At 40.9% G+C, this 16,778-nt stretch carries 10 protein-coding genes, 1 tRNA gene and 2 pseudogenes; 8 read left to right on the top strand and 5 right to left on the bottom strand.

The genetic code is table 11. The annotated features are described in order from the left end of the window. From LEPBI_RS19460 to LEPBI_RS07790, 5 genes and pseudogenes are all read left to right on the top strand, one after another. Positions 1 to 1,659: pseudogene (locus LEPBI_RS19460) on the top strand (PAS domain-containing protein); the annotation flags it as partial. After that, a pseudogene (locus tag LEPBI_RS19455) lies at positions 1,642 to 2,586 on the top strand (methyl-accepting chemotaxis protein); the annotation flags it as partial. The pseudogenes LEPBI_RS19460 and LEPBI_RS19455, both read left to right, overlap by 18 nt. Positions 2,587 to 2,741: 155 nt before the next feature. Then, positions 2,742 to 3,218, top strand: coding sequence for a chemotaxis protein CheW (locus LEPBI_RS07800; protein ID WP_012388567.1), 477 nt, complete (start codon positions 2,742 to 2,744; stop codon positions 3,216 to 3,218). Continuing rightward, positions 3,219 to 3,707 (top strand): chemotaxis protein CheD, encoded by a 489-nt coding sequence (locus tag LEPBI_RS07795; protein WP_012388566.1) that lies wholly within the window; start codon positions 3,219 to 3,221, stop codon positions 3,705 to 3,707. Positions 3,708 to 3,710: 3 nt separating this feature from the next. Continuing rightward, on the top strand, positions 3,711 to 4,763 hold the full coding sequence (locus LEPBI_RS07790; RefSeq protein ID WP_012388565.1) for a protein-glutamate methylesterase/protein-glutamine glutaminase: 1,053 nt from the start codon (positions 3,711 to 3,713) through the stop codon (positions 4,761 to 4,763). Here the strand turns inward: LEPBI_RS07790 and LEPBI_RS07785 are convergent, their stop codons facing one another. The 5 genes from LEPBI_RS07785 to LEPBI_RS07765 are packed head-to-tail and all read right to left on the bottom strand — an operon-like array spanning position 4,764 to position 12,618. Further along, on the bottom strand, positions 4,764 to 7,517 hold the full coding sequence (locus LEPBI_RS07785) for an ATP-binding protein (RefSeq protein WP_012388564.1): 2,754 nt from the start codon (positions 7,515 to 7,517) through the stop codon (positions 4,764 to 4,766). Positions 7,518 to 7,522: 5 nt separating this feature from the next. Then, a complete protein-coding gene (locus LEPBI_RS07780; protein WP_012388563.1) occupies positions 7,523 to 9,169 on the bottom strand; it encodes an acyl-CoA carboxylase subunit beta in 1,647 nt (548 codons plus the stop codon). Between the two features lie 47 nt (positions 9,170 to 9,216). Beyond that, complete coding sequence (locus LEPBI_RS07775) at positions 9,217 to 9,558, bottom strand: STAS domain-containing protein (protein ID WP_012388562.1); 342 nt, start codon at positions 9,556 to 9,558, stop codon at positions 9,217 to 9,219. Further along, complete coding sequence (locus LEPBI_RS07770; protein WP_012388561.1) at positions 9,555 to 12,302, bottom strand: SpoIIE family protein phosphatase; 2,748 nt, start codon at positions 12,300 to 12,302, stop codon at positions 9,555 to 9,557. Before LEPBI_RS07770 ends, LEPBI_RS07775 begins: the two co-directional genes overlap by 4 nt. A 4-nt stretch (positions 12,303 to 12,306) precedes the next feature. Continuing rightward, positions 12,307 to 12,618, bottom strand: coding sequence for a hypothetical protein (locus LEPBI_RS07765; RefSeq protein ID WP_012388560.1), 312 nt, complete (start codon positions 12,616 to 12,618; stop codon positions 12,307 to 12,309). A gap of 75 nt (positions 12,619 to 12,693) precedes the next feature. On the opposite strand from LEPBI_RS07765, the gene LEPBI_RS07760 reads away from it, so the two are divergent. The 3 genes from LEPBI_RS07760 (at position 12,694) to LEPBI_RS07750 (ending at position 16,722) form a co-directional block, all read left to right on the top strand. Further along, a tRNA-Ala gene (locus tag LEPBI_RS07760) sits at positions 12,694 to 12,766 on the top strand. A gap of 114 nt (positions 12,767 to 12,880) precedes the next feature. Next, positions 12,881 to 13,420, top strand: a complete 540-nt coding sequence (gene def, locus LEPBI_RS07755) for a peptide deformylase (RefSeq protein WP_012388559.1) — start codon at positions 12,881 to 12,883, stop codon at positions 13,418 to 13,420. 47 nt (positions 13,421 to 13,467) lie between these two features. Next, positions 13,468 to 16,722: an efflux RND transporter permease subunit gene (locus tag LEPBI_RS07750; RefSeq protein ID WP_012388558.1), complete on the top strand. Its 3,255-nt coding sequence runs from the start codon at positions 13,468 to 13,470 to the stop codon at positions 16,720 to 16,722. Positions 16,723 to 16,778: the final 56 nt, after the last annotated feature.

Raw genomic sequence — 16,778 nt, 5'->3', positions numbered from 1 at the left:
ATGAAGTCAGTCAGTACAAACACAAAGTTGATCGGATATTTTTTAATTGGAATCATATTTACCATATGGATCAGTTTGTATAGTTCCGGAATTTTTTCTAATAAAGAAACGGTGAATTTAAACACAGAAGAGAGGATTCAAAAATCAGATTCAATCTCACATCTGTTACGACTTAGTTTATCAATCCATGAAGATGTAACCAACCTTTTGGTTTCTGTCGAATTGCAGGAAACACTCGTCGCAAAAACAAAGTATGATATTGAAAAGTTAAATCAATCCTTCGACCAAGTTTCCAGTGTATTTGTCAATGAAGATGAAAAAACCAAATTTCAAACGGTCATAAACGAAAAAAATAAATACCTCGAATCTGTTTCTATCAGTTTAAACCAATTGGGAGTTGCCGGAAACAAAAAACAGAAACCAAATCTAAATCCGGAAGTATCAACTCATTGGAAAAATTATTCTTCTCACCTTCAGGAATTACAAAAAATCTTTTTGGTTTCCAACCTAAATGAAATTAAATCAAAAATTGAGACAAATACGAAAGATGATTTTACAATCTACATAGCAAGTGCCATCTTTATCGTCACCTCTTTTGTATTACTTTTGTTTCTCATGAAACAAGTTAACAATCCATTAAAGGAAGCAATCCAAATCAAAACTGCTTTGGATAGTGTTTCTACAAATGTAATGATTTCCGATTTGAATTTAGATGTTGTGTATATGAACAAATCGATTCATAAAATGTTTGCCAATTCAGAATCAGACATCCAAAAACAAATTCGCAATTTTTCACTCAAAAATCTCATGGGAAGTAATATTGATGGTTACCACAAAGACCCAAGCCACCAAAGAAAACTACTCGGAACGTTTACTTCTGAACATAGATCGAGCATTAGAATTGGAAATCGTGAATTTAACCTCATCGCCAATCCCATTCTAACGGAAAAAGGAGAAAGGTTAGGAAGTGTTGTGGAATGGGCTGATGTAACGGAAACAAATGCGCATTCTCGTGCAGTCGATCGTTCCCAAGCAATGATTGAATTCAGTATGGATGGAACAGTCATCACGGCGAATGAAAATTTTTTAAATTTAATGGGATATAGTTTAGCTGAAATTAAAGGCCAACACCACCGTATGTTTGTAGAGTCCAAAGAATCCAACTCCGACGAATACAAACAATTTTGGATGGCATTGAATCGGGGTGATTACCAAACAGCAGAATACAAACGTCTCGGTAAAAACGGAAAAGAGGTTTGGTTACAAGCAACCTATACACCAATCCTTGATGCTAGCGGTGTCCCGACAAAAGTAATCAAATTTGCCTCCGATATCACCGAAAACAAAATCCAAACCAGAGAATTTGTGAGCCAAATCGAAGCCATTAACAAAGCGCAGGCGACCATTGAATTTCATTTGGATGGAACCATCAAAACGGCGAATGAAATCTTTCTGAATACAATGGGATATTCGTTAACCGAAATCGCTGGAAAACACCATAGAATGTTTGTGGAACCAAACTATGCAAATACAGAAGACTATAAACAATTTTGGGCTTCCCTCGGAAGAGGAGAATTCCAAACGGCAGAATACAAACGACTTGGTAAGGGAGGAAAAGAAGTTTGGCTACAAGCCACTTATAATCCAATCCTAGACCTAAATGGCAAACCGTATAAAGTGATCAAATTTGCATCCGATATCACTGAACAAAAAAAATTAGCAATCGAAACAACAAGGATTGTAGACGATTTAGTTGTTGGACTGGCGGCTCTAGAAAATGGTGATCTCACTCAGCTGATCACCAACCATTACGAAGGTGGATTTGCAAAATTACGTGATTCATTCAATAACACTTCCAAAAAACTAGTGGATATCATCAATGATGTCCGCACAAACACGGATGCTCTTGTGACGGCTGCCGATGAAGTGGCATCAACCGCAAGCACACTTTCACAAGGTGCTAGTGAACAAGCAGCTTCGGTTGAAGAAACTTCCGCTTCTTTGGAGGAAATGGGAGCCTCCATTGATCAAAATGCTGAAAATGCAAAACAAACAGATACCATTGCAACAAAGTCCGCAAAAGATGCCAAACAAGGTGGTGAAGCTGTGAAAAATACAGTCACAGCCATGAAAGAAATCGCTGATAAAATCTCGATCATTGAAGACATTGCTTACCAAACCAACTTACTGGCGTTAAATGCGGCAATCGAAGCTGCTCGTGCAGGAGAACATGGAAAAGGATTTGCAGTCGTTGCCTCTGAAGTGCGAAAATTAGCAGAACGTTCACAAAAATCAGCAAATGAAATTGGTACTTTAGCGGGGAGTTCCGTTCAAATAGCGGAATCTGCTGGAAAACTCATTGAAGACATTGTTCCAGCAATCAACAAAACAGCTGATTTGGTGCAGGAAATCACGGCGGCAAGCCAAGAACAATCCTCTGGTGTGAATGAAGTGAATAAAGCTATGGGACAACTCGACCAAGTATCCCAACAATCAGCGAGTGCCTCAGAAGAACTGGCGGCTATTGCGGAAGAATTACAAGCCCAAGCGGAAAGACTCATGTCTTCCATTAGTTTTTTCAAATTAGGGAAATTGTCTACGGTAACGAGCCATTCGGATCAAAAATCATCAAGGACTTCGCCTTCAAAACAACCAATCGCAAAAAAAGAAGTCATTGCTAGTAAAAAAGAAGGTTTGGATGATCATGGAAAATTCCAGAAATACTAAGGAAGGGGCAAAACATGCAAGAGATTCAATATCTAACGTTTTTACTCTCCAATGAATTGTTTGGACTTGGGATTTTGTACATCAAAGAAATCATTGAATTTGAATCGGTAACACACGTTCCCATGATGCCTGAATACATCCCCGGTGTGATCAATTTGCGTGGAAATGTGGTCCCAGTGATCGACTTAAACACAAGGTTCTATAAAAAGAAAACGGAAACCAATCGTAAAACTTGTATCATCATCACTGAGATCAAATTAGAAAAGGAAACCATTGATGTAGGCCTTCTCGTTGATGCCGTGAATGAAGTCGTCGACATTCCAGAAAACCAAATCGAAGAAGCACCTAGTTTTGGATCCAAAATACGTTTGGACTTCATCCAAGGAATCGGAAAGTTAGAAAACCAATTTGTGATCATTTTAAAAATGAATCAAATCTTGGATTTATCCGAAATCCAAACCATCCAAGAAACATCGTCTCAAGTGAATTGAATGGAAACACCGATTGAAGTCATCGATCGATTTTTAAATCCAGGGGAAATTTTCTTTGGAGATGGTCATTACCGAGTACGAACCCTTCTAGGATCATGTGTATCAATTGTCTTATGGCACCCGATCCTTCAGTTAGGTGGAATGTGTCATTTTTTACTCCCCTATCCCTCTGATATCAAACTGGAAAAAACGCATAAATATGGAATCGATGCCTTCCAATATTTTTTAAATGAAATCAAAAAAAAACGCACAAAACCCACGGAATACTCTGCCAAAATTTTTGGTGGATCGAATATGTTTTTAAATGAAGAACGAGAAATTTTAAGAAATGATGCCTCAAGCCTCATTGGAACGAAGAACGCCGAATTTGCAAAAAAAATCCTTCAGGAAAATCAAATCAAAATTATTTCTGAAGACCTTGGTGGAAACCAATCGAGAAAAATATATTTTTCTGTTTGGGACGGCGAAGTGTGGGTCGAAAAAAAATAAGCCATGAATCGAATTAAGGTTTTTGTGATCGATGACTCTGCTGTGGTCCGGCAAGTGCTTACTGAAATTTTTAAACAAGATTCACATTTTTTATTCTTAGGAAGTGCATCCGATCCCATCTTTGCCATGGAGAAAATGAACAATGATTGGCCCGATGTGATCGTACTTGATATCGAAATGCCTAGAATGGATGGACTTTCTTTCTTAAAAAAAATTATGACAGAAAGACCAACACCAGTTGTGATTTGTTCTACCCTCACTACAGAAGGTTCAGAAACTGCTATACTTGCCATGAACCTTGGTGCCTGTGACATCATCACCAAACCAAAAATTGGATTAAAAGATTTTTTAAATGAAAGTACCATGGCACTGACGGATGCGGTGATCGCTGCTGCATCAGCTTCGATGAAACACCTTCCCAATCCCACCAAAACAACAGAATTCAAAATACAACTGGAGAAAAAACAAGAACTTTCCTCCTTACAAGCCACAGAAAAAATCATCGCGATTGGAACATCCACTGGTGGTACCATAGCCCTCGAACAGGTGTTAACCAAATTACCGAGGGATAAAACCCCAGGAATCGTGATTGTCCAACATATGCCAGAAAAATTCACAGAAGCCTTTGCCAAACGATTGGATTCCATTTGTGAAATTCGTGTGAAAGAAGCAAAAGATGGAGACCGAGTGGTGAGAGGACTTGCGCTCATCGCTCCCGGCAACAAACATATGACACTAAAACGATCCGGTGCGCAGTACTACGTAGAAGTGATGGATGGGCCACTTGTGAATCGTCACAAACCGTCGGTGGATGTATTATTTCGTTCCGTTGCAAAACATGCCGGTAAAAATGCGAGAGGGATCATCATGACGGGAATGGGAGATGATGGAGCTTTGGGTTTACTGGAAATGAAAGAAGCTGGGGCAGAAACCATAGCCCAAAACGAAGAAACTTCAGTTGTCTTTGGAATGCCGAAAGAAGCGATCAAAAGAGGATGTGTTGACCACATCCTCCCGTTAGGTGAAATTTATAAAACGATCGTAGGCTTCGGTTAATTAACCGAGCCCCAATTCTTTTGTTACTTTCACTTTTCTTGCGCGAATGTCCTCAGGAGATTCTTCCTTCAAAATTTCATCTGGTTTGATTTTAAAGATGGGTTGCGCTTTTGTCACAATCTTTCCATCGGAATCTACCATTAAATTTTTGACCATCGTTCCACTCACAGGAGCTAAGATCTTATTAAACATCTTCATCACTTCAATGATAAAGAGTGGTTGTCCTGCTTGGAAGTGGTCCCCTTCATTCACGAGTGGTGGAAGGTTTGGAGCTTCCTTAGAATAGAACATTCCACCCATAGGAGCCACAATTTCATCACCAGACATCTTTGGTGGAGGGTTTAAGGTTTTGATGAAAGCATCCCTTGTGTCTTTGTTTTTGAATTCATCAGGAACAACGCCATCCAAATCTACATTCACATCGAGGCCAAAAAAGTTGGATTTGATTCCAATTTTTGGAAGCAGAAGTAAGGTTTCTAAACCTGCTTGGAATCCATTATGACTTGCTTTTACTTTTTCCCAAAGTTCATCCGAGATTTCTTTTGAAGGATTTTTTCCTTTCGCCAATACATCAGAAATTTCTTTCCAAGTTTTTAATCCAGTGCGTTTGGAAAGTTCAGAATAAAACTCTTTTGCTTCAATGAGTAACTTCTCATCATGATCCCAAATTTTTTCAGAACTTGCTTTCTGAGCGGTTGTATCTAAATTCAAATAATAATACAACGAATCCAAAAATTGAATTGGGTTTTCATTGAAACTCACATTGTTTCCACTGCGTGTCCAAAGTTTTCCATCAAAGTATCCGAGGAAACCACCGAGAAGGTGTGGGTTCGCTAAGAGACGCTCCATCGGGCGGACCACAAGTGTCATTTTTTTGCTAAGGATTTTCTTTAAATCAGCATCGGATGCCTTAGTTTTTTCAGACCAAAGGTATTCCAAATCCAAATCATTGATGATGGATTGTAAGGCACCAATTCCTGCCAAATACGAAATCATAAAGGCAGTGGATGGTTTGAACATCGCATCCTTACCTAAAATCCACTGAATGAGACCGTAGTGAACGAGTAAGTTTGTTTCTAGGTTTTGTCCCCTAAGTTCTGTTTTGCGAAGGATGTTTCCTAAAATCTCAAGGTTTTCTGTTCTACTATTGCCATAAGAGACAATGAGGGCCACGTTGGAATCATATGCTCCCGCTAAGTTATAATGCACGAAGGCACCTGTGTCTGGGTTACGCGTACAAATCCCTTGGTCATCACGGATTTCTTCTGGCAATGCATTCGACCAGTTTTGGATGATCCCACCAGCATGAGGTTGGAGGGCACGGTTTGTGGCATTGATTCGAACTTCAGCACCAGATACATTACGAACAATCCGTTCTGGTTTGGGAACTCGTGGTCCATGGATGGATAACACAGCCATTGCTTCCACAAGGGAATCAATATAGAAGAAGTCATTTGGATCGTTTGGATTGGTGAACTTCATCTTGTACACCATCTCGGTCACACGATGTTCTACCTGAATCCGAGTGTTCACTTCCATAAAGAAGAAACTATTGCCTTCGACGATACATTCAAATGTAGAAACAGAATTGAGTTTGATTGCCTTTCCAAACACTTCTGCTTGGTGTTCCATATCCTTTAAAGTTTGTACATCGTTGTCAAGGATGGCCGCTTTTTTAGAATTGGAGGAACGAACAAGGTCAGCTTCTTTTTGCAAAAGTTCAACAGTTTGGGAAATCTCTAGGAGTTTTTGTTCGTGCATCTGTAGGGAACAGTCACGACCACCTAACGACAAGGACCACTCTCCATTTCCAATCAACTGGATTTCATTGTGACGAGTGTTTTCAATATTGAGTTCGATGAGGAAGTTTCTGTTGGAACCAACGGCTGTTACTTTTGATTCTGCTAAAATTTCCATCACAGCAGATTCAATTTCTCCTTTCGAAGAGATGACACGTTGGCCTTTTCCACCACCACCGCCGATGTATTTGAATCGAATGCGTTTGCCTGGGTATTTTTTCCAAATGTCTTCACAAAGGATTTCTGATTCTTTTTGCAAGTCAGGGATCGATGTGATGTCGATGGTTTTTTCGTAAGAGAGTTGCAATAGGATTTCAGCATTGTCTTCTAACGACTTTTTCTCATCGAACGAGAAGTTTAAGTTATTTTCCTTGGCAACTTTTTGAAGACCGTCTTTTGAATTGCCAGTTTTACGAAGTAAGGCAAGGGCTGTGATATTGTCCACACCTGGGGTGACCGAAACATTCAGACTTCTTGCAAGTTTTTTTGCTTCGTCCTTGGCACCGGCACCTTTGGCAACATGGGAGCTGGGTCCCATAAACGTGATTCCTGCTCTTTCAATGGCTTCGATGAATTCGGCATCTTCTGCCATAAATCCGTAACCAGCAAAGATATGGGTGTATCCATTGTCTTTTGCGATTCCAATGATTTGGTGGATGCGTAGTTCTTTTTCTTCCTTCCCTGCTCCCATATAATCAGGAACTCGGTGGATGTTTTCTGGAAATCGAAAGTTACGAAGTTCTGGTGCGAGTGCCTTTGGATAAACAATGGAATCTTTTTCAGAAAGTAAAATTCCATATTCTTTCACACCAATGGCATCAAAGACATCCATGGTTTCCTTACGAACAGGACCACGGCAAACAATGAGGCATTTGATGGATTCCACTGTAAAGGAACGAATCCATGCAGACTCGGATTCTTGGAATTGAATGCGTTTTAAATTCTTATCTAACATGGAAATTATTCAAACTCCCTTTGAGGACCGGACATTTCCGCCGGTTTGTATTTGGACATGAGAAAACTCAAGTTTTTGGAAAGCACGTTACGAGTGAAACCTGGTAGAATGATGGAGGAAACAGAACCAAGAGAAAGTGCTTCTTTTGGATTCATGAGTTCTTTTTCATAACGTTGGCCAATCTCAAAGAGTTTTGCATCGCGAGTGGCAGCAGCTTCTTTGTCACTCATACCTTTTTTGACATTTGCCAAAAATTCCTTTTGAACACTAGTGATCTCATCTTTGTAAACATACTCTTTTCCAGCAGGACCCATCACGGCAATCCTTGCAGTTGGAAGGGCAAATACCATCGATGCTCCCGTAAAATACGAGTTAAATGTAGCGTAAGCACCACCAAACGCGTTACGGATGATGAGGGTGAGTCTTGGAGTGCGAAGGTCAATGATGGAATCGAGGAGTTTTCTTCCTTCGAGTACAATTCCATTATGTTCTTGGTCGCGGCCTGGTAAAAATCCAGTGGTATCTTCTACAAACACCATAGGGATATTGTATAGGTTACAAAACCTGACAAAACGAGTTCCCTTTCGAGATGCTCCAATATCAATCTGGCCAGAAGATACGGCAGAGTTATTTGCAAGAAAACCCACCACATGGCCACCAATCCTTCCAAACGCCGTGACTATGTTCCGGGCTCTTTGTGGTTGGAGTTCAAAAAACTCACCATGGTCACAGATTTGTTGTAAGTAGAGTGTGATGTCAAAAGGAGTGTTCATCCCGGTTGGGGAGTTAAAAGTTTTACGGAAAAGGATGTCCTCTTCGTAAATGAATCTGTCCACTGGGTCAGAGGTAGGGTAAAAAGGCGCAAAACTATGGTTATTGTCTGGAAGATACGATAACAATCGAATTGCGGTTCTAAGGGATCCTAACTCGTCACCTGTAACAAGGTCCACCACACCAGATTGTCCGTGGACTTTTGGGCCACCTAAGTCTTCGGCAGAGATATCTTCCCCAAGTACCGATTTCACAACACCTGGTCCCGTGAGACCAAAGAAGGTTCCATCACATTGGATCATAAAGGATCCTTGGCGAGGGAGGTAAGCCCCACCACCAGCGTTAAACCCAAACATGAGCATGACTGACGGAACCACCCCACTGATTTTACGAAGGGCTGTGAATGCCTCCGAATATCCGTCAAGGCCACCCACACCCGCTGGCACATAAGCACCTGCGGAATCGTTCATCCCAATGAGAGGGATTCCATGAGTTCCTGCCATTTGGATGAGGCGAGCGAGTTTGCTACCGTTTGTTGCATCCATGGAACCGGCACGTAGGGTAAAATCATGCCCATACACCGCCACATCACGGCCTTTGATATTTAAAATTCCTGTAACAATCGAGGCACCATCTAAATTCGGTCCCCAGTTTTGGTAGGTGATGTTTGGTTCTTCGTCTGTGAGGACTTTGATCCTTTCCCAAACAGTCATCCTGTTTTTGGAATGTTGGACACGGATACGATCTTCACCACCACCAAGGAATGGTTTTTCAATCAATTCCTTTCCGAGTTTGAGAGCATCGTCATAAATGCCGGTTTGTGTCTCCGGCGCTTTGGATTCTTTGAACGGGTTGTTTAGGGAATACTGCATGGTTTCCATAAGTTTTTTTCCAATGTTTTGGTTAGGATCACTTAGAAAAGTGATTTTTACTTTAAAGCTGCATCTAAATCAGGATAAATCGTGAATAACTGCTGCATCCCAATGATATCGAAGACTTTCTCGACAGCTGGTTGTAATCCACAGATCGCAATGCTAATTTTCTGTTCTTGGCAATGCCTAAGTGTCGTCACAAGAAGGCGTAACCCCGCTGAAGAAATAAAAGGCACTTCACTCAAATTAAAAATCACTGATTTTCCAGATGAGCTAACAAGAGTGAGTAAATCTTTTTCGATTTTGTGTGTGTTGTGAACATCCAAATTGCCTTGGACATGTACAATCATTTTGTTTCCGATTTCTTCCGAACGGATTCCGATTTTATCTTCGTTCATACGATTGTTTTCTCCAAATATGTTATGTTTTGTTTCCCATTGTATTCATAGGAAACCTTGTCCATCAGGGTTTCCATGAGATAAACTCCAAATCCCCCCTTCCGTTCGCCTTTCAAATTGGCTTCAACGGATGGTTTCGGAACTTTTTTTCTGTCGAAGGGTTTTCCCTCGTCAACGAGTACAATTTTTAACTTATCTCCAATGAGTTCGAATTTACATTCAAACTTTGGATTCAAAATCTCTGTGTCTTTGTAACTGTGCATGACAATATTGGTCGCTGCTTCATCCAAAGATATTAAGATGTCATCAAATGCAAAAGGTTTTGTGATTTTTGACTCTAAATGTTCCGAAATAAAATCTCGGAGTTTCGGAATTTCATTGGGGCTTGCATCAAAGGATTTTACCATTTCGAAACTTGTCACCTCCGCAAATTTGAGAACCATCACTGTAAAATCATCGTATTGTTCTTCCGAGTTAGAGAACGATCGAATGTCATCGTACACTGCTTCCACGATGTCTTGGGAGGCCGCATCCCTTCTTTGGATGATGAATTCAATGAAACGGTCGAGCCCGTATTCTTCCCCATCTGGGCTTTTTTCCTCGATGGCTCCGTCCGTATAAAATACCAAAATATCACCTGGTTCCAATTGGATTTCCCCACCCTGGTAATTGGTGTGTGGGACTACACCCAGTGGTGCACCTTTGCCCTTTAGGAGTTCATAACTTCCATCACCACGGATCCAAATTTGGTCATTATGACCGGCGGAAGCAAATTTTAAGGTGCGAGTTTTCCTTTGGTAGTTCACAAGAAATAAAGTCACAAACATACCCGATTGGCTATCTTCATAGATCAATTGGTTGGCGCGAAACAAAAGTTCAGAGGGAGATAAATCGGTGGTTCGTGAAAGTGTGCGGATGATAGAACTTGACATCGCCATAAAAATGGCAGCTGGTAAACTTTTTCCCGATACATCCGCGACTAGAAACGAAAATTGTTCATCACCAAATGCATGAAAATCATAAAAATCACCTGACACTTCTTTGGCGGCAACAGACATCACTCCTAAATCAAATAAGGGAGATTGAATGAGTCCATTGGGTAAAATATTGTTTTGGATTTTACGAGTGATCTCAATTTCTTTTTCGATCGATTTTTTGGTGATGATCTCTTGGTTGAGCCTTAAATTTTCGTACGCTTTTGCGAGTGGAGAGGAAAGAGTTTTTAGCATCCGAAGGTCAGTTTCATTAAAGGAATGAGCGGAATGTTTCCCACTCACGTAAAGAGCCGCTCGTAAGTTCCCTCCCCTTGGGGCAATGGGTAAAATGAGAAAATTTTTCTTTAAGGTGTAAAACTCTAACTCCAAAAAGGATTCTTCGAGTTGTGGAGTGACAACTGCCATCCTTGGATTTCCCGATTCCATAAGGCTTAAAAACAATCGGCTTTCAAACATAGGAAAAAAAGATTCCCGAACAATCCCAAGTTGCCTTGCATAAACTTGGATTCTGTTTTTGTTTTTTTCCTCAATGATGACCATACCAGCATCTTCGCATGACAATTCTTTCGTAAGAATGCTAAGGGTTTTTGACATGAGACCTAGTTCATCGTGGGACTCAAGGACTGCCTGGCCTAAATCAAAAATGGATTCGAGTGTACTCAACTTCTGTTTGAGTTCTAAGTTCGTCACATTCAAATTATCGAGTAATCTTGTCTTTTGGATGGCAACTGCACAAGCACTAGAAAAGGATAAAAATGTATCGATATCGTCTTGGCTAAAATTATTCCGATCGATTGTATTGATGGCTTCAATCACACCGATCACTTCATCTCCTACAATGAGCGGACTTGCCAAAATATTTCTTGTGATGAAATTGGATGCTTTGTCAACATCACGAAACACTCTGTCGTCATTCTGTGCATCGTTAATGATCATTGGTTGTTTTGTGACAGCAACCGTACCTGCAATCCCTTGCCCAACGGGAACTTTGATTTTGGATACTTCTTCTCTTTTTTCGCCAGTTACTGTATGAAAAACCAAATACTCTTTTTTTTCATCTAACAATAACAAGGAACTAGCTTCTGTTCGAAAGACAGATTTGGCAGATTCCATTACCATAACCAATACATGTTCCAAATCCACGCTGGTATTGATGAGAACCGCAACTCGAATGATCTCTTCCAAAAAATATTGGAGTCGGTTGTTGTTATTATGAATGTTGGCGTTATCAATTAAAAGTAATACTGACGTGGTAAGCGAATTAAAAAACTGTGGTTCCTTGTCCGAAAAAACCGTGTCTTTAAAAAGAGCATTCAAATTGGCACTAAAATAATTGATGAGATCTAAATCTTGTTCTGAAAAATTTTGGAAATGTTTGATCCCTTCGAGGACAAGCACTCCAAGGGACATGTCCCCAATTTCATCTCCCAGATAACAGGCAATGTACGACTCGGAAGCAGGTGCACTTTCTGGGTTTAAATGAGTTCCTTTTTTGACAAGGATACTCTTTTTTGACTTGAACACATGTTTGGCGATGAGGCCCGCATTGTTTTTGTCGGAAATCAAACCAATCCGACTTAAATTTCCCCTTTCATTTCGTAAATAAAATGCCGCCGACTTTGCCGAAACAAAACGTTTTGCCTGGCCTAAGATAAAATGATATAAATCGTCAAGTTCAGAGGAGGAGGAAAGGTAAAATCCGCCATCTTGATTTTTTAAGATAATTGGCGGAAGGGAATTTGGTTTCAATGGTTTAATCTTTGCTAAACTTTAATGATTCTTCTCTCAGTTTACGATTGGCATCTTCGAGGGATTTGATTTTATCGAAGGCAGACATCAGTTCATCGCGACTTAAATTGGAAACCATTGTACTTGCCTGAACAGTTTCCTTCGCTTCTCTTAATTCCACACGAGAGTAATCAATGATTTGTTCGTACATACGAATGATTTCGTCTGCGTTTGCTAATTCTTGTTCATTGAGCCTTAGAACTTTTTCATACCCTTTGATGATATCCGATTGGATTTTCAATTTTTTAGTGAGTTCTTCTACCGTATCTTGTCCCATAAAGTTCTTGGTTCCTTAGCCATTTTAGGATTCTGTTGACAGACAAACGCAGTCTCTCACCTTGGAATAGCACAAGGGGACGTAGCTCAGTTGGGAGAGCGTTTGAATGGCATTCAAAAGGTCGGGGGTTCGATTCCCCTCGTCTCCAAAATCCCTCCCGAGATTTCAGCTTTTCAAGGCTTCCCTGTCAAATTCTTTTTCATTTGGTTAGGAGTTCACTTGATCATTCAGTGACCTTTTTCAATCTATCCCATATTAGATTATGGCTGTACGTAAAATTCTCAAAATTGGTAATCCGATCCTTAGGCAAACGAGCGAAGATGTCTCCGAATCCGAAATCCAAACCAAAGATTTCAAAAAATTGATCCGCGACATGTTTGAAACCATGCGCCACGCAGATGGAGTGGGACTTGCCGCACCACAAATCGGTGTTTTAAAGAAACTAGTCGTTGTTGGCCAAGAAGATGACAACGAACGTTACCCAGGGACACCCGAAGTTCCAAACCAAATCATCTTAAATCCAGAAATCACTCCTCTAAGCCCGCCAAGAGATGGGTTTTGGGAAGGATGTCTCTCTGTACCTGGAATGCGAGGCTATGTGGAAAGACCAAACAAAATCCGCATGAAATGGCGAGATGAAAATTATGTAGAACATGACGAGATCATTGAAGGGTATAGAGCCATCGTCTTACAACATGAATGTGATCATCTTTTTGGAGTTTTGTATGTGGATCGATTGAAAAGTACAAAGTTATTTGGTTATAACGAAGACATCGATACCGCAGGAAAGTTGTTAGATTAATTTTTTGTTTTGTTTAAAGTTGCAATAGTCCCCCACGAGGAGATTCCATGGGTTCATCCATAGTTCAATATTTTCTTTCTAAAAGTTTATTCGTAAACCTTTTGACATTCCTCATCCTCCTAGTCGGGGGATTCACAGCAGCCACGATGAACCGGGAGGCATTCCCAAATATCAATTTTGATATCGTGAGTGTCACAACGATTTATGCAGGTGCTGCACCAGCAGATGTGGAAAAACTTGTCACAAAACCACTAGAAGATGCCATCAAAGAAGTCGATGGGATCAAAGAATTTCGGTCCGCATCGTTAGAGAACCGATCCGGGATCATCATCACCATTGATCCCAATACCAAAAACACTCAAAAAGTGGTCGATGACTTAAAATCTGCAATCGATCGCATCCAAGATTTACCAACAGAAGTGGAAGATCCGATTGTCACCGAGATTACGACAGCAAGACAACCTGTAATCGAAATTCATTTATCATCCGCGATAAACGATGGAAAGACATTACTCAATGCCAAGGAACTCAGAGACAGAGCAAAAATCCTGGAAGAAAAACTAAAAGACATTCCAGCTGTGGCAAGGATCACCAAACGTGGTTGGCGCGAACGAGAAATGAAAGTGGATTTGGATCCAGACAAACTCCGAAGTATGTCCCTCTCCTCCACACAAGTGATAAGTGCATTACGATTGCGTAATATCAATTTCCCAGGTGGGAACATTAACGAAAAAACACGTGAGATCATTGTCCGAACTGTCGGTGAGTTTGATTCTGCAGAAGAAATTGAAAATGTTTTCATCCGCACAAACGATGCAGGAAGGTCGGTTCGCATTCGTGATGTGGCGCGAGTCACAGAGGGATTTGAGGATTCGGAATACTTAGACAAATCCAATGGAAACATAGCCATCGCACTCACTGTCATCAAACGAGAAAAAGCAGATGCAATCTCAGTCGTGGATGAATCCAAAAAAGTGGTCGAAGAGTTTATCAAATCTTCAAACGGGACCATTAAACATGCGTTTGTAAATGATTTATCCAAATACATCCGAAGAAGACTTGGAGTCCTCACGTCCAATGCAATTTCTGGACTTTTCCTTGTGACAGCATCCTTATTCGTTTTTCTTGGTTGGCGCATGGCCCTTATGACCGCACTTGGAATTCCCATTTCAGTTGCTATGACATTCGTTGCCATGAATTATATGGGCCTGACACTCAACTTAATCTCCATGATGGGACTTATCATCGTTGTGGGAATTTTAGTGGATGATGCCATCATCATTTGTGAAAATGTTTACCGACATTTGGAGATGGGAGAAGAACCATTTGAAGCGGCAATGCGTGGAACAAGTGAAGTCCTAGCTCCAGTGACTGCGACAGTGACCACAACGATTGCGGCTTTTGGTCCCATGTTATTTATGACTGGGATTTTTGGAAAATTCATCCATTCCATTCCCTTGGTGGTGATCCTCTCGCTCCTTAGTTCTCTCTTTGAAGCCTTTTTTATGTTACCTTCACACTTATATGATGTGAGTAAGGCGACAGATATGAAGGGAGAAGTCAAAGAGGAATCCCATTGGTTTGTCAAATTCAAAGAAAGAACGTATCTACCATTCTTACGATTCGCCTTATTGAACAGGTGGAAGATGGTGGGTTTACTTGTAGGTCTTTTTGTGTTTTCCCTTGCCATCCAAACAAAATTTGGAAAGTTCAAACTCTTTCCTGGTGCCATCGAAACCTTCCAAGTGAGAGTCACCGCAGAAACAGGACTAAAATTAGAAGAAACCGACAGGTTTATCCGTGCCATCGAACATTCGATCGCTAAACTTCCTGAAGGCGAAGTAGAGAATTTTATCTCACGAGTTGGGATCATCCAAAAAGATCCAAATGATCCATTCACCAAACGTGGGAAAAATTATGCGCAAGTCATGGTGTATTTAACACCAGATGACAACAGGGAACGTTCCACTGAAAAAATCATTGAAGTGGTCCGTGAGAATACAAAGTATTTATTGAATGAAAAAGCCCTCACCTTACTCGAAGAAAAACTAGCAAAGGAAAACCTTGAAAAAAAGGAAAAAGAACAAATCAAAATAGATTCGATTCCGAGTGAATTTTTGCCACTCAAAGGCAAACTGGTCAATTTAGAATTTGAAAAACTCGCAGGTGGGCCACCTGTCGGAAAACCTGTTGCCATCGAAATTAAAGGAGATGATTTTGCCACCTTACTAAAAATAGGTGCCGAATATAAAGCCGCCCTTGCCAAAATCAAAGGTGTCACCGATATCGGCGACGATTTTAACGAAGGGAAAGATGAAATCCGAGTCTCTGTTGACGAAGCCCTTGCCTCATTTGCTGGCGTGAGTGTGCAGTCGGTTTCTCTTGCCATCAATACCGCCTTACAAGGAACAGTTTCTACCAAAATCAAACGTGCTGATGAAGAAGTAGATGTGCGAGTGCGTTTCCCTGAAGAATATAGATCCTCACTCACCCACCTAAACAAAGTGTATGTGAATAACCTTACAGGAAACCTAATCCCCGTATCACGACTCACAAGTTATGATCGTAATCCTGGTCGGGCATCGATCAACCACTTGGATGGGAAACGGCTTTTGACAGTTACATCCAATATTGATGAAACAGTTTCTACTTCTAGGCAAGTCAATTTGGAAGCCAAACAACTCACAGAAGGGATCATTGCCAAATACCCTGGGTATTCGGTGCGATTTTCTGGGGAAAACAAAGACACAGAAGAATCGATGGCCTCCCTTGGTCGTGCCTTCCTTGTGGGACTTCTCATCATTTATATGATCCTTGCTTCCCTTTTCCGATCCCTTGCGCAACCTCTCATCGTAATGAGTGCCATTCCCTTTGCTGTGATTGGTGTGATTTTTGCGTTCCTTTTGCATGGACAACCCTTTTCGTTTTTGGCCTTCCTTGGAATCATCGGACTTGCGGGGGTGGTCGTGAACGACTCCATTGTGCTTGTGGATTGTGCAAACCAACTTCGAATCGAAGACCCTTCCAAATCGACTTTTGAATTATTAATGGAAGCAGGAAGTATCCGCCTAAGAGCCGTAATGCTCACTACAGTCACGACTGTGCTTGGTTTACTACCGACTGCTTACGGGATTGGGGGAAAGGATCCATTCCTTGTGCCTATGGCCTTAGCGTTTGGTTGGGGACTTGCCTTTGCAACCTTCATCACACTCATTATGGTGCCCGTGTTTTATCTGAATTTGTATATGTTCCGAGACCGTGTCTCTCAGCATTTGAAAAACAGAAAAAAACAATTCGTTTAATGACAAATTACATTTGTAAGCGAGTATCCTTTTGTATAAAAGGATACTGTCGGTTT

This window comes from Leptospira biflexa serovar Patoc strain 'Patoc 1 (Paris)' (genome assembly GCF_000017685.1).
Taxonomy (GTDB): Bacteria; Spirochaetota; Leptospiria; order Leptospirales; family Leptospiraceae; genus Leptospira_A; species Leptospira_A biflexa.
This window is presented reverse-complemented; position numbering and strand designations above follow the sequence as displayed.

What these genes read in the sequence shown, in the direction of transcription:
- LEPBI_RS07800 (WP_012388567.1), top strand. Translation starts at nt 2,742, where the DNA reads ATGCAAGAGATTCAATATCTAACGTTTTTACTCTCCAATGAATTGTTT.
- LEPBI_RS07795 (WP_012388566.1), top strand. Translation starts at nt 3,219, where the DNA reads ATGGAAACACCGATTGAAGTCATCGATCGATTTTTAAATCCAGGGGAA.
- LEPBI_RS07790 (WP_012388565.1), top strand. Translation starts at nt 3,711, where the DNA reads ATGAATCGAATTAAGGTTTTTGTGATCGATGACTCTGCTGTGGTCCGG.
- LEPBI_RS07785 (WP_012388564.1), bottom strand. Translation starts at nt 7,517, where the DNA reads ATGTTAGATAAGAATTTAAAACGCATTCAATTCCAAGAATCCGAGTCT.
- LEPBI_RS07780 (WP_012388563.1), bottom strand. Translation starts at nt 9,169, where the DNA reads ATGGAAACCATGCAGTATTCCCTAAACAACCCGTTCAAAGAATCCAAA.
- LEPBI_RS07775 (WP_012388562.1), bottom strand. Translation starts at nt 9,558, where the DNA reads ATGAACGAAGATAAAATCGGAATCCGTTCGGAAGAAATCGGAAACAAA.
- LEPBI_RS07765 (WP_012388560.1), bottom strand. Translation starts at nt 12,618, where the DNA reads ATGGGACAAGATACGGTAGAAGAACTCACTAAAAAATTGAAAATCCAA.
- def (WP_012388559.1), top strand. Translation starts at nt 12,881, where the DNA reads ATGGCTGTACGTAAAATTCTCAAAATTGGTAATCCGATCCTTAGGCAA.
- LEPBI_RS07750 (WP_012388558.1), top strand. Translation starts at nt 13,468, where the DNA reads ATGGGTTCATCCATAGTTCAATATTTTCTTTCTAAAAGTTTATTCGTA.